At 67.6% G+C, this 12,173-nt stretch carries 12 protein-coding genes and 1 CRISPR repeat array; of the genes, 11 read left to right on the top strand and 1 reads right to left on the bottom strand.

Features of this window, described 5'->3' with window-relative positions; translation table 11 throughout:
- Positions 1–159: 159 nt before the first annotated feature.
- From ABZW18_RS20995 to ABZW18_RS20980, 4 genes are all read left to right on the top strand, one after another.
- Positions 160–555: a type I-E CRISPR-associated protein Cas5/CasD gene (locus tag ABZW18_RS20995; RefSeq protein WP_356189484.1), complete on the top strand. Its 396-nt coding sequence runs from the start codon at positions 160–162 to the stop codon at positions 553–555.
- Positions 552–1,289, top strand: a complete 738-nt coding sequence (locus ABZW18_RS20990; RefSeq protein ID WP_356189482.1) for a type I-E CRISPR-associated protein Cas6/Cse3/CasE — start codon at positions 552–554, stop codon at positions 1,287–1,289. Before ABZW18_RS20995 ends, ABZW18_RS20990 begins: the two co-directional genes overlap by 4 nt.
- Before the next feature lie 214 nt (positions 1,290–1,503).
- A CRISPR array of direct repeats spans positions 1,504–2,078; the repeat unit is 21 nt; unit sequence CGCCCCGCACACGCGGGGATG.
- A gap of 962 nt (positions 2,079–3,040) precedes the next feature.
- Positions 3,041–3,574, top strand: coding sequence for a hypothetical protein (locus ABZW18_RS20985; protein ID WP_356189480.1), 534 nt, complete (start codon positions 3,041–3,043; stop codon positions 3,572–3,574).
- Positions 3,571–5,064 carry a terminase family protein gene (locus ABZW18_RS20980; RefSeq protein WP_356189478.1) on the top strand — a complete coding sequence of 498 codons (1,494 nt, stop codon included), beginning with the start codon at positions 3,571–3,573 and terminating at the stop codon, positions 5,062–5,064. Before ABZW18_RS20985 ends, ABZW18_RS20980 begins: the two co-directional genes overlap by 4 nt.
- A gap of 10 nt (positions 5,065–5,074) precedes the next feature.
- Here the strand turns inward: ABZW18_RS20980 and ABZW18_RS20975 are convergent, their stop codons facing one another.
- Entirely contained in the window at positions 5,075–5,545 is a 471-nt protein-coding gene (locus ABZW18_RS20975) for a hypothetical protein (RefSeq protein ID WP_356189476.1), read from the bottom strand.
- A gap of 700 nt (positions 5,546–6,245) precedes the next feature.
- Between ABZW18_RS20975 and ABZW18_RS20970 the strand changes: the two genes are divergently transcribed.
- From ABZW18_RS20970 to ABZW18_RS20940, 7 genes are all read left to right on the top strand, one after another.
- Positions 6,246–7,994: a hypothetical protein gene (locus ABZW18_RS20970; protein ID WP_356189474.1), complete on the top strand. Its 1,749-nt coding sequence runs from the start codon at positions 6,246–6,248 to the stop codon at positions 7,992–7,994.
- 64 nt (positions 7,995–8,058) lie between these two features.
- Positions 8,059–8,760, top strand: coding sequence for a hypothetical protein (locus tag ABZW18_RS20965; protein WP_356189472.1), 702 nt, complete (start codon positions 8,059–8,061; stop codon positions 8,758–8,760).
- Positions 8,761–8,862: 102 nt separating this feature from the next.
- Positions 8,863–9,279 carry a head decoration protein gene (locus ABZW18_RS20960; RefSeq protein ID WP_356189470.1) on the top strand — a complete coding sequence of 139 codons (417 nt, stop codon included), beginning with the start codon at positions 8,863–8,865 and terminating at the stop codon, positions 9,277–9,279.
- A gap of 14 nt (positions 9,280–9,293) precedes the next feature.
- Positions 9,294–10,343 (top strand): major capsid protein, encoded by a 1,050-nt coding sequence (locus ABZW18_RS20955; protein WP_356189468.1) that lies wholly within the window; start codon positions 9,294–9,296, stop codon positions 10,341–10,343.
- Positions 10,343–10,627 carry a hypothetical protein gene (locus ABZW18_RS20950; RefSeq protein WP_356189466.1) on the top strand — a complete coding sequence of 95 codons (285 nt, stop codon included), beginning with the start codon at positions 10,343–10,345 and terminating at the stop codon, positions 10,625–10,627. The genes ABZW18_RS20955 and ABZW18_RS20950 overlap by 1 nt, the downstream gene beginning before the upstream one ends.
- An 87-nt stretch (positions 10,628–10,714) precedes the next feature.
- Entirely contained in the window at positions 10,715–11,713 is a 999-nt protein-coding gene (locus ABZW18_RS20945) for a DUF4331 family protein (protein ID WP_356189465.1), read from the top strand.
- A gap of 94 nt (positions 11,714–11,807) precedes the next feature.
- Entirely contained in the window at positions 11,808–12,137 is a 330-nt protein-coding gene (locus ABZW18_RS20940) for a hypothetical protein (protein WP_356189463.1), read from the top strand.
- Positions 12,138–12,173 lie beyond the last annotated feature (36 nt).

Here is a 12,173-nt window from a genome sequence, read left to right as displayed (position 1 = left end):
CGCCGTGCTGCGAAGACCGAAGCCTCTCTGGAGGATGCAACCGGCTCGACGTTCGGACAGCACAACCTCGAATCCTGGTACGGGGCACCCAAATACGTCATCACCGATCCCCATACCGGGGCACTGATCACCGAGCCCAAAGCCCTCACCCGGGACCCAATGACCAGCCGCCGCTGGTACATCGCCGACGCGGCATTCGTCGCCGCCCTCGAACACCCGGACCGCGACCTCCTCGAAAGCATCGCGGACGCCCTCGAGCACCCCAAGCAGCTGCTGTGGCTCGGCCGTAAATCCTGCCCAGCCAGCGGCACCATCGCCGCAGGAATCCACCCTGGCACCCTGCAAACCGTCCTGACAAAGACAGCACTCTTGCCGAACGCCACCACCCGGCAACCCTGGGCATGGATCGAAACAGACCCCACGACCCCCGGGGCATCACCCATTAGCGACCAACCGGTCACCTACCACCCCGAACACCGGGCGCACACCACCCGCTGGGAGTACCGCACCCGCATCGCCCCCGCCCAGACCATCGGATGGGACCTGATTCCGTGACCACCACAACCAACGCTGCGCGCTTTGTCACCACGCACAGCATCCTGTCCCTCGATGCCCGCCACCCTTACACCGCAAAATCCCTGATCGATGCGCAAGCCATGCACCGCACTGTCATGTGCGGCTTCTACGGCTGGGTCGACACCGATCAACCTGACCCGCGTGCTCAACTGGGCGTCCTGTCGACCTGGTCACTCGACCTGAAGAACAACGCCCTCGTACTCGTCGTGCAGTCCCGTGTCGCACCAGACTGGTCCAACATCCCCCACGCGGCCCACAGACGAGAACCCAAAGCACTCACCGTTGACATGACGATCCGCGAAGGCGACACCTACGCGTTCCGCACCGTGGTCAATCCCACCAGCAACCGCCCCGCCCCCACCGCCGCCAACGACGGAAAGCGGGCTAGAGGACGCCGAATCCCACACGCCACCCCCCGACACGTCACACAATGGTTCACCGACCGCCTCCAGCCTCCGGGTGAGTCCTCCACCGGCCCCAGAGGCATCCCTCGCATCGGAGCCACCGCCAATCAGGAGCAACTCTCCGTACGCATGCTTCCCACCGTTTCCTCTACTGGATCCCGCACAGGGCTCCGTATCGCCCGCGCAGAGATCAAAGGCACCCTGACCGTCACCGACCCCACCACCCTCACCAGAACCCTCGCCGAAGGGATCGGTAGAGGACGCGCCTACTCCACAGGACTTCTCCTCGTGCGCGGCACCCAGCCCTAAGCAACACCGCTCGGGAAAGCGAGGATTGGCTGCGTGGATGCCGTGACTCCTTGGACCAACGGGCAGTGACGTCTCGTCAAAGCGAAGCAGGGGCACCGCCGCGCCTGAGACGCTCCCTGAGGCACACAATCCACCTTTGCCCTATTTGCCAGAGTCGATGAAACTACTCAGAAACAGCCACTGCTCGCCGTAAACCCGCAGGTCGCACAGTCTCCGCCCCGCACACGCGGGGATGGCCCCGCCACCCCTCGCACGTTGAACCCCGTCCGCACCTCCGCCCCGCACACGCGGGGATGGCCCCTCGATCGGGAGGTGAAGGATGAACCCGAACGACTCCGCCCCGCACACGCGGGGATGGCCCCGAGGAGGCGCCGTACGACATCACACCACCGTCCTCCGCCCCGCACACGCGGGGATGGCCCCTTCGACTACGGATTCTGTCTGCGGGTAAACACCTGCGCCCCGCATCCGCGGGGATGGCCCCACGCGCGGCGTGGTGTACCCGACGGGATGGAACTGCCCCCCGCACACGCGGGGATGACCCCTACGCCGCACTCGCAGCCGCACTCAAGCAGGCCTGCGCCCCGCACACGCGGGGATGACCCCGTGGTATCGGCGGCCGGGACGGCTCCACAGAACTGCGCCCCGCACACGCGGGGATGGATCCCGGGCCACCGATGCGGCGATCGGGCCTCGCACCTGCGCCCCGCACCCGCGGGGATGACCCCACCGAGGCGGGCCGGAAGAACGGATCGGCCATCTGCGCCCCGCACCCGCGGGGATGGCCCCTTGTGACCATTCACGAACTTCTGCCGGAACGCCTGTGCCCGCATATGCGGGGGTGGCCCCGCGGTCGATGCCGGGACCGGCGATAACACGGTCTGCGCCCGCCCCCGCATAACGCGGGGATGGCCCCAAGCTCCGCATCAACATCGACAACTGGCGTAACTGCGCCCCGCACCCGCGGGATGTCCCCGGGGTGATCCGGACTTCGCCCTTGGTGCCGGACTGTGTCCCGCACACGCGGGTCAAGTGGTAGTGGACCCGGCCCATGCCGCCCGGCGCCCCGCACCCGCGGGGATGGATCCCGGGCCACCGATGCGGCGATCGGGCCTCGCACCTGCGCCCCGCACCCGCGGGGATGGCCCCGCGGTCTGCTCCGGATTCGAGGTGACAGGCGCCTGCGCCCTGCACCTGCGGGGATGGATCTACTTCTGGTTGCTACCCACAACCGTCCGCCATCCCCGGAGGCTGCGGCCGGCCCCCGCACGCGCTGGGATGGCTCCCGCCGCCGCAAAACGCGGTCCGAGGGACGCGGCGCGGCTCCGGCAGGAACTGCTTCAGTTTGCTTTCCGACAGGTAGACGACCTCAGGCAATGACGCCCCCATGGTCTGTTCGCTCATCACTGTCGTGCCACCACATGGTGCCATCCCGGCCGCAACGCTGGTGGCCTTTCCCTCGCGGCTGCGACATGCACGGATGGTAAACGGCCGTTGCCCTCGTGATATGGCCATCGTGCTTTCGTCCCCCTCGCTGCCGGCGGCACCGGACCTGCCATCGGCCTGCTGCCATGCTCGGGCATTGGCTGGAACGGCAGGGGGCCACTCGAGCACTCGCCTGCTGCCTACCCTCGGCAGCACGTGCTGCTGGGGCTGGGGCGTCGAAGCCCGAGCAAGTCGCCTTGGCCTGAAAGGCACGCGCGTCCGCAGGCAGAATACTCTCGATCTTGCCGGGGGAGAGAGGCTGCCCAGTGATTGATCGGGTTGTCGAGCCGTGGGAGCGGCAGAGTGGCGAGTCCCCCCAGGCGTTCGAGGCGTTCGCCGTGTACCGCGACCTTGGGCCGACGCGGAGTGTCACGAAGGTGGCACAGGAGTTGGACAAGTCGCGGACGCTCCTGGGCCGGTGGTCGAAGCAGCACGCGTGGGTGATGCGCGCCACGGCGTACGACCGGGAGCAGGACCGCGTGTTCCTGGTCGAGCAGCGGCAGGCGCGTCGCGACATCGCTCGGCGGCATGCGAAGTTGGCGCAGGCATTCTTGGGGAAGGCCATTGCCCGGCTCCAGGCGCTGGAACCACGGGAGTTGACGCCTGGTGAGCTGCTGCGTTACTTCCAGGTCGCGGCCGAGATCGAGCGCCGGGCAGCCGGTGAGGAACCTGCTGGCGTGGCTTCGCAGGGAAGCGGGGAGGGGCCCGAGGTGGCGTCGCTCAGCGACGAGGACCGCAGGAGCCGGATGGAGCTGCTGCGCCGTGAGCTGGAGCGCAGGTTGGAGGAGGGTGCCCGGTGAGCGGTGGCTGGGCGAAGCGGCGTGCGATCGAGGGCCTGAGTGACCTGGGCGTAATGAGCTTGGAACAGCTCCGGGCCGAGGTCACGGCGCTGATCCGCGCCGATGAACTGTCGGCGCGCCGGTGGGCGTGCGAGGTGCCGAACTGCGACGGGCTGCCGCATGAGGGGTGGCTGCACCATCATGCGCGTGCGTCGCAGCGGCAGCCGTCGTGGTTGTGGACGGTGTGGGTGCTGCTCACTGGTCGTGGTTGGGGGAAGTCGCGGACGGCGGCGGAGGCGGTGCGGGAGTGGGCGAGGACGCCTGGGTTGCAGATCGCGGTGGTGGCGAAGAACGCGACGCTGGTGCGTGACATCTGTTTCGACTCCCCGAAGTCCGGGCTGCTGTCGGTGTTCCCGCCTGAGGAGGTGGCGAAGTACAACTCCAGCTTGGGTGAGACGACGCTGCGGTTGAAGAACGGCACGCTGATCCGTGGGTTCGGTGCGGAGACGCCGGACAACCTGCGTGGCTGGGCGTTCGACAAGGCGTGGTGCGACGAGTACGCGGCCTGGTCGCGGCACACCGCGCAAGAGGTCTACGACATGCTGTGGTTCTGCCTGCGCGAGGCGGACACCCCTCAGGTCGTGATCTCCACGACGCCCAAGCCGCTGCCGCACGTGAAGCGGCTGGTCGAGCGCGGCCGGGCACAGGAGAAGACGCACCGAGAGGGCGGAGAGCCGCCCCGGGTAGTGCTGACCCGTGGGCACATGCGGGAGAACGACGCGAATCTGAGTCCGGCGGCGCGGGAGGAGCTGGAGGAGGAGTACGCCGGCACCCGGCTCGGGCGGCAGGAGCTGTCGGGCGAGCTACTCGAGGACGTCGAGGGCGCGCTGTGGCAGGGCTGGATGCTGGAGGTCGAGGGCTTCCGGCCGAAGCCGGAGCATCTGCCCGACATGCAGCGCCTGGTCATCGCGGTCGATCCGGCAACCAAGAGCCACGAGAACGCGGACATGACGGCCTTCACGGTCGCGGGACGCGGGTATCCGGTGGAGTCGATGTTCGGCGATGACCGGCCGCGCGGGTATCTGCTGCACTGCGAGCAGGCCCGACACACGCCGACGCAGGCCATGAAGCGGGCCGCGCGGCTGTACCACGAGCACCGGGCGGACTGCGTGGTCATCGAGGCGAACAACGGCGGCGACTACCTGCCGGCGCTGCTGGAGCAGGTCGATCCGACGGTGAACTGGCGGATCGTTCATGCAACGCGTGGCAAGCGCGCCCGCGCGGCTCCGGCGGCGCAGCTCTACGAGCAGGCCCGGGTGCATCACGTTGGGTCGGCTCGGGTATTCGCGGAGCTGGAAGAGCAGATGACGACGTTCGTCGGCCAGGGTGAGACCGAGGATTCGCCGGACCTGTTGGACTCGGCGGTGTGGGCGCTGTGGGACCTCTTCCTCGACCCGACGATGCCGCCGCCACGCGCTGGGGATGACCAGCGACTCAGTGGACGGCGCTAGCCAGCACGCTCTACTCGACAGCTCTTACTGTCGTGATGCGCTTCCGCGGGGCGCGCGTCTGTGCCTTTCGGGCACGTTTCACCTCTCGGTCGGCGCGTCGCAGAATGCGGGTGAGCTCACTTGCCACCCACCCCTTTATTGCCTTCTCGGGGGAGTCACCCTTGACGATCTTGGATGGGCCGTCATAGGTCCAAAAGGAAAGTGTCTCTTCACCTTTCCAGGCGCGACACCCAATGGTGAGCTTGAACTCCGTTGCTCTTCGTTCCTTGCCGAGCATTTCGATGACTGCGGGCCTGATGGAAACCGAGGCTTCGATCCGGTCACTTCCGACGTCCCTGTGGATTACCCAGCGTGTTTGCATTCCATCCCAAACTCGGATCGGTGTGTATAGATCTGCCACGGTGGTATATAGCGCCTTGTACACGTCCGCGTTGACTGCGGTCCCGACCAATTCTGTGACCCGATCATACGAGGAGTTCATGCGTAGCCCCTTGCGTCGGCGAGCCAATCCCATGGTGCGTCGCCGCACGAGGCAACTTCCACCATCCTCACTATGGCATCCCTGGGTATGGCCTTTTCTGATAGGAACTCGATCCCGCCGCCTGGCCACAGTTCCTTCGCTTCGGGCAGTGGGGTTTGTTGTGCTAGGGCTGGACCGAATAGTGGCGTGTGAATCTTCCCCGGGTTAACCAAGACCGCGAGGTTGATGGGCTGCGGCAGCCCAAGCGTGCAAGGCGCTGCGCAGGCTGAGTAAGGGGTCGGTGTCAGATAGGCTCCTGGGTAAAGACCTATCTCGTCAATGGAATCCCTCCATGTCGCTCTCGTGTAATGGAGGAGAATTCCGTACTTGGCCTTGACTTTTCGTCCAGTTGTCGGGGGGAGAGTGCCCTTTACTGCAGCCTTGTCGGCTCCTTCGGGGATTCTCCGTTGGCCGCCCCTGTAGGCATCCAGCAAGTCGGCGAGCGAGTCGGCTCGAAAATCCCCTGGGTGATCCAAAGGGAAGTCATGTGGGCGTCTGATTGGAGTGGCCACCGCTTCCTCCTTACGCCGCTACGCACCATGGTCGAACTGCCAGTGCATATCGTCAACTGGGAGTGGCCGGGTGCGGCACCGCAGGGGGCGCGCAGGAAGGGCCGCTACCCTGATCAGCCGGCGCGGGGCCGACGTCCTGGAGGGGACCTGTGGGCCTGCGCCAATTCGTGATCGACGCCTGGTCATGGCTGAACTACAAGCCGGTGATGGCCCACGCTGGCCGCCTGGGGGGCCGAGCGTTCCCGGAGCTGGCTGCCTCGTGGTTGCCGCCGCATGAGTTGCGCAGGCTCGCGGCGTACAAGGTGTTGGCGGCGTACGACAACAACCAGGCCGGGCAGCTGGCTGCGGCGTCGGGTGATGAGGCGGCGCTGGAGCGGCGCGAGCTGGGCGATGCGGCGAGCCTGGTCGACACGGCGCTGGGCTACCTCCTCGGCTCGGAGCAGAAGATCACGGTTGAGGACGCGGAGCACGCGGACGAGGAGTCTCCCAAGCCGGGATCGACAGAGGCCGCTGCTGCGCAGGAGCGGCTGCGGAAGTGGGCCGAGAAGGAGCTGCTGACGCTGCGGATTCAGCAGGCGGAGCGGGCCGCTGTGCTGCTGGGCGACAGCGTGCTCGTGCTGGCGTGGAATCCGGAGAAGCAGCGGCCGACCCTGCGTGTCTACGATCCGGGGTTCTTTTTTCCACAGTGGGAGGACGAGGATAGCGACTTCCCGACGCGGGTGCACCTGGCGTGGGAGCTGCCGGAGGATCCGGACGGGCTGAAGGCCAGGGTTCGGCGGGTGACGTACGAGCTGGGCCCGATATCCGAAGGTGACGAGAGCTTGGTGCGCGAGTACCCATGGGAGCCGGGGCGGCCGTCGAACATGACGTGCTACCTCACGGACGCGGAGTGGTTGCTGGAGGACCTGAAGCGCGGGGAGACGCTGGAGCGGCTGCCGATGGACAAGGCCGCGTTCCGTGTGCGGCCGGACGGCACGGAGCTGAACCGGCTGGATCTGATGATCGACTTTGTGCCGGTGGTGCACATCACGAACACGATCCCGGACGGCGGGGAGCACTGGGGCCGGTCGGCCATCGCCCGTGTGCTGCAGGGCCTGGATGAGCTGGCGGCGACGGACTCCGACGGTTCGGCGGCCAGTGCCACGACCGGTACGCCGATCATTGGGCTTGCGGGGGCGCGGCTGCCGGTGAACCGGGTGACGGGTAAGCCCGAGCAGCTGAAGGTGGAGGCTGGCGCGGTGTGGCAGCTGGGCGACTCCGGGCGCATGGATGCGCTGGACACCTCGCCTCAGCTGGCCGAGTTGCGGGCGCGGGTTGAGCACTTGCTCGACAGGATCGCGTCGAACTCGCGGGTGACGGCGGCTGGTTTGGGGACGCTGGATGCGTCGGAGGTGCCCTCGGGGTACGCGCTCAAGCTCGCGCTTGGTCCGCTGGATGCGTTGGTGGGGGCGATGCGGCTGGCGAGGGAGCACAAGTACCGGCTGTTGTTCAAGTTCGTGCAGCGGCTCTGCCAGGCTGGACGTGCTGAGGGGTGGACGGCTGGGGAGTCGTTCCCGGCGCGGTTGTCGTGGGCGCCGCACACGCCGACGGACCGGGCGGCGGTGCTGGAGGAGGTTGTTCAGGCGTACGGGGCGGGGGTTCTGTCGTTGGAGACGGCGGTGGCGATGCTGATGGACGCGGGCTATCCGATCAAGGACGCCTCGCAGGAGGTGGCCCGTATCCGGGCGCGGGCCGAGCAGGAGGCGGCGGCGCGGGTGGCGGAGGCTGCTGCGGTGCGCGGCGCGCAGGGCGAGCACGGTGACGAGAACGAGGACAGCGAGCACGAGGGCACGCGCGGCGGCGCCCGCGAAACAGGCGAGCGCGAGCGGGAGTTGGTGAAGGCCAGGGCGGAGACGTGATCAGTGTCGGCGCAGGTGGCTACACTGATCGGCAGCGCGGGGGCGCGCTACCTGGAGGAGTTGTATGGTCCGGCCCCTGCCGACTCCCGGCCCTGTCGGTTATCGCCGTGATGGGCGGCCGATCTTCCCGATTCTCGGGGCCTCGTCGGAGGACGAGACGAACGACCAGCTGGACGACGCCGAGAGTGGCGGCCAGGAGCAGCAGGTCACCGTGACCCAGGACCGTCTGGGGAAGATGCTGACCCGGGAGAAGGCCCAGGGTGAACGGGCTGCGATCAAACGCCTGTTGTCGACTCTGGGATTTGATACGCCGAAGGCGTTGACGGAGTTCGTGACCGCGCAGCGGGAGGCTGAGCAGGCCGCGCTGTCGGAGGTCGAGCGTCGGGAGCAGGTGGCTGCGGAGCGGGAGTTGCAGGCGGCTCGGCGTGAGGAGCTGGCGGCGGAGCGGGAGCGTGCGGCTCTGCGTCGGGCTGCGCTCGTGGCGCTGGGTGCGGAGGGTGACGACCTCGTCGATGCTGAGCGGCTGCTGGCCGTGGATGACGAGGACGCGGATGAGGCGCAGATCTCGGCGGCTGCGGAGGCGCTGCGGGCGCGGCGTCCGGAGCTGTTCGGTGAGGTGCGTAATCCGGTGCCGGCGGCTCCGGCTGGCGCTCCGGCCGGTCGCGGCCCGACGCGTACGGCCCCGGTGCAGAAGCCGGGTTCGGCTGGTTTGGAGATGGCTCGTCGGCGAGGTCTTGTGTCTGCCGAGTTCAGTGACGCGCGCTGAGTAGCGAGCCAGTAGTGGGGACCACGCCCCCTGGACTTCGTGGACGGCACTGCCCCATGGGCGGTGTGCGGATCTGACCGCATCGTCCATGGAGACACAAGCATGTCCATTCAGCCCGTTTCGAAGTCGGAGTACACGACCGCCAACCGTGAGTGGCTGGCCGCCCTGCATGGCACCGACTCGACCGACACCATCACCCTCGACCTGAACCTGTTCACCGAAGGCGTGCACTACCAGTGCGGGGAGGGCTGCGACCCGTACGGGCGGGTCTTCTCCGGTGTGCCGGTGGGGAAGGTTGCCGAGTCGAAGCTGTGGGGCCCGTACGACCCGGAGGCGTCCTGTGGCCGTCAGGTGCTGCGCGGGTTTGTGTTCGCTGAGGTGCCGTTCGCTCCGGGCCAGACCCGCATTCCTGCGGCGCTGCTGTGGCACGGGGCGGTGCGGGCGTCGAAGGTGCCGGGCGGTATCGATCTGTTGCAGCTTGCGTGGCACCCGCGTGCCGCGCAGATCCGGTTCGTGTGAGCGGGGTCTGAGCCATGACGATTCAGGACCTGTTGAAGGACGTCTCGGTCATGGACCTGACGACGTTCGCGCGTGCGATACCGAGCCCGAAGGACTTCCTCCTCACGCAGACGATCTTCCCGACGCTGGAGCTGAACGAAGTCAAGTGGCGGGTCAAGGACTCCGGCCGGTACGTGAATGTCGCGAAGTACCGGGCGTTCGACGCGTCGGTGCCGTTCGCGACGCGTGAGGCGTGGCAGACCTCCCGTGAAGGCGCGCTGCCTGCGCTGGGCCAGAAACTGGTGGTCGGCGAGCAGGAGCAAATCCTGCTGGAAGCCTCGCGCGGATCGGACCAGGACCGGCTGATCGAGCTGCTGTATGACGACGTCGAGCGGCATGTCGAGGCGATCCGCTCCCGGCTGGAACTGGCGGCAGGCGACGTGCTGGCGGACGGCAAGTTCGAGCTGGTGCAGGAGAACGGCCTGACGCTGGAGGTCGACTGGAACGTCCCTGTGGAGAACATGCCGGTCGCAGCCCGACCGTGGTCCGATCCGGCGTCCGATCCGATCGCGGATGAGCTGCGGTGGATTCAGCACCTGGACGACATCGGCGCTCCGGAACCGGAGCTGGTGGTCACCAGTCGGAAGGCGTTCAGCTACCTGGCCGCGAACAACGCCTACCGGGCGGCGTACTACGGGTCGGTGAACCCGTCGACCACGCCGACGGCGACGCTCACCCCGCAGCAGATCAACGTGGTGCGCGGCAACTACAGCCTGCCGCCGATCACGTTCTACAAGGCGCAGGTGCGGGTGGACGGCAAGCCGCGCAAGGTGCTGCCGGAGGACCTGTGGGTGCTGGTTCCGCCGGACCGGGAGAAGTGGTGCCAGACGCAGTTCGGTGTGACGGCCGAGGCGCTGGTCCTCTCGCGCGGTACGAACCCGGAGATCGTCCGTGAGGACGCCCCGGGCATCATCATCACCCGCAGCGTGCAGGACGATCCGGTGCAGATCTGGACCAAGGGTGCTGCGGTGGGGATGCCGGTGATGCACACGCCGGACGCGCACATCGTGGCGAAGGTGCTGTGATGCCGCGCCTGATCGCTGCCGTGTATGTCCAGGACCCGGCCACGCGGGAGGAACTGATCCTGCTGCCCGGCGAGTGCCCTGATCCGGAGATCGCCGCGCTGGTCACCAATCCGGACGCCTGGGACGTACCGCCGGACGTGAAGGGCTGGGAGGGGACTGAGGTCGGGGAACCGGTCCCGGCGGTCCCCACGCCTGAGGCGGGCCAGGCCGCCGATGCCCAGGTTGGCGACAAGGCCACGGCGAAGAAGACGACGCAGCGCCGCGCGCGGCCCGCCGCGCAGTAGCCCCCAGGTGGGGCGGGCGACACAGTCCTCGGCTGCCGAGCCTCGCCTCCCCCGCCCGCATGTCCTTACCCCACCATGGAGTCCCCCATGTCTGACCATCTCGACGGCCTCAGTGCCAAGAACGACCCTCGCCTCGACATCAGTGACGTCTACCTTTTCCGAGGTGCCACCGGAACCGTGTTCGTGGTGAACACCAATCCGGGAGGCAGCAATGGCTTCCACCATGAAGCGGTCTACGAACTCAAGATCGACATCAAGGGGGACGCCCGCGAAGACTTCACCCTGCGCGCCACCTTCGGCGATCACGACTGGCGCGGGCGACAGGAAGCCACCCTGTCCCTGCTGGCTGGGCCCGACGCCTGCAATCGCGACGCTGACGGTGTCGTCGTGGCCCGCACGAAGACGGGCAAGGAGACCACCGGTGTGGGCGGTATCCGTTTCTGGGCCGGAGCCGCGGGTGATCCCTTCTACATCGAGCCCACCGTCGTCACCGCGGTCCGCACGTCCGTGGTGGAGGGCAAGGCTCTGGACCTGAGCGGCTACGACCCGGACAAGGCCAAGAACGCCTTCGCCGACAAGAATGTCCAGGCCATCGTGGTCGAGATCCCCGACGACTTCTTCCAGGGCATCGCCATTGGGTTCTGGGGAGCCATCGCAGTACCCACCGACGCCGGCGACGCCTGGCGCCAGACCGACCGTGCAGCTATTCCCCTGGTGAGCACGCTGTTCGGTTTCAACGAGGCCGACGACTACGGCGCCACCCAGCCCGCCGTCGATGACGCCACCTGGGGCGGCCAGATCCAGAGCAAGATCGCCAAGGCTGTTGAGGCCAACGGATACGACGGCGATGCCAAGGAGTACGCGGCCGAGGTCCGCGACATCCTGACGCCGGACATTCTCCGGTACCGCATCGGCACCAGTGGACAGTTCACCGGTGGCGGTCGCAATGGGCGCAACCTGGTCGAGAACGTCGCCGAAGAGATGTTCGAGCTGGTTCTACACAAGGCGGTAGACGGCGGGCTGGACGTGGATTCCGCCACCGGCACGCTGCGCTCGGAGTTCCCTTACCTCAGCAAGCCGGTGTAAGAGGCGGCCCTCGCAGTGGATGGCCGCCCGTACGGTCCGGCACCGGGATGCCTCTGGTGCCGGGCCGGTCTGGTTTTTGGTGAAGGAGGACCTGGTGGATGAGTTCCAGAGGTCGTGGCTGCTGGCGCAGCTCGGGCCGGACACCGACGCCGCCGACCTCGAGGCCAGGTTCTTCCGACTGCGCTCAGTGCGGGCGGTGGCCCTGGAAGTGCTGGGCGAGCGGCGCGCGAAGCTCCTGGGCGATCCGCTGAAGGTCACCGTCGATGGGGTGGTGACCATGGATCTGCAGGAGAACCTGCGCGGCATCGAGCGACAGATCGAATCAGTCGGGCGGGCCCCCGCGCCGGACGACTCCGGGGGCGAGGACGAGGAGGGCGACGCGCTGGCGACGACGTGGATGGTGCCAGCGCGACGCTTTCGATGAATGCTGGCGAATAGGGGGCCGCGTTGAGTGCTCGTC

Origin of the sequence: Streptomyces sp. NPDC004647, assembly GCF_040609575.1 — a bacterium.
Taxonomy (GTDB): Bacteria; Actinomycetota; Actinomycetes; order Streptomycetales; family Streptomycetaceae; genus Streptomyces.
Note: the sequence above shows the minus strand (reverse complement) of the source record. Positions and strands in the feature narration are given on the sequence as shown.

Coding starts and splice junctions, on each gene's coding strand:
- ABZW18_RS20960 (WP_356189470.1), top strand. CDS start 8,863: ATGTCCATTCAGCCCGTTTCGAAGTCGGAGTACACGACCGCCAACCGT.
- ABZW18_RS20965 (WP_356189472.1), top strand. CDS start 8,059: ATGGTCCGGCCCCTGCCGACTCCCGGCCCTGTCGGTTATCGCCGTGAT.
- ABZW18_RS20975 (WP_356189476.1), bottom strand. CDS start 5,545: ATGAACTCCTCGTATGATCGGGTCACAGAATTGGTCGGGACCGCAGTC.
- ABZW18_RS20955 (WP_356189468.1), top strand. CDS start 9,294: ATGACGATTCAGGACCTGTTGAAGGACGTCTCGGTCATGGACCTGACG.
- ABZW18_RS20945 (WP_356189465.1), top strand. CDS start 10,715: ATGTCTGACCATCTCGACGGCCTCAGTGCCAAGAACGACCCTCGCCTC.
- ABZW18_RS20950 (WP_356189466.1), top strand. CDS start 10,343: ATGCCGCGCCTGATCGCTGCCGTGTATGTCCAGGACCCGGCCACGCGG.
- ABZW18_RS20995 (WP_356189484.1), top strand. CDS start 160: ATGACCAGCCGCCGCTGGTACATCGCCGACGCGGCATTCGTCGCCGCC.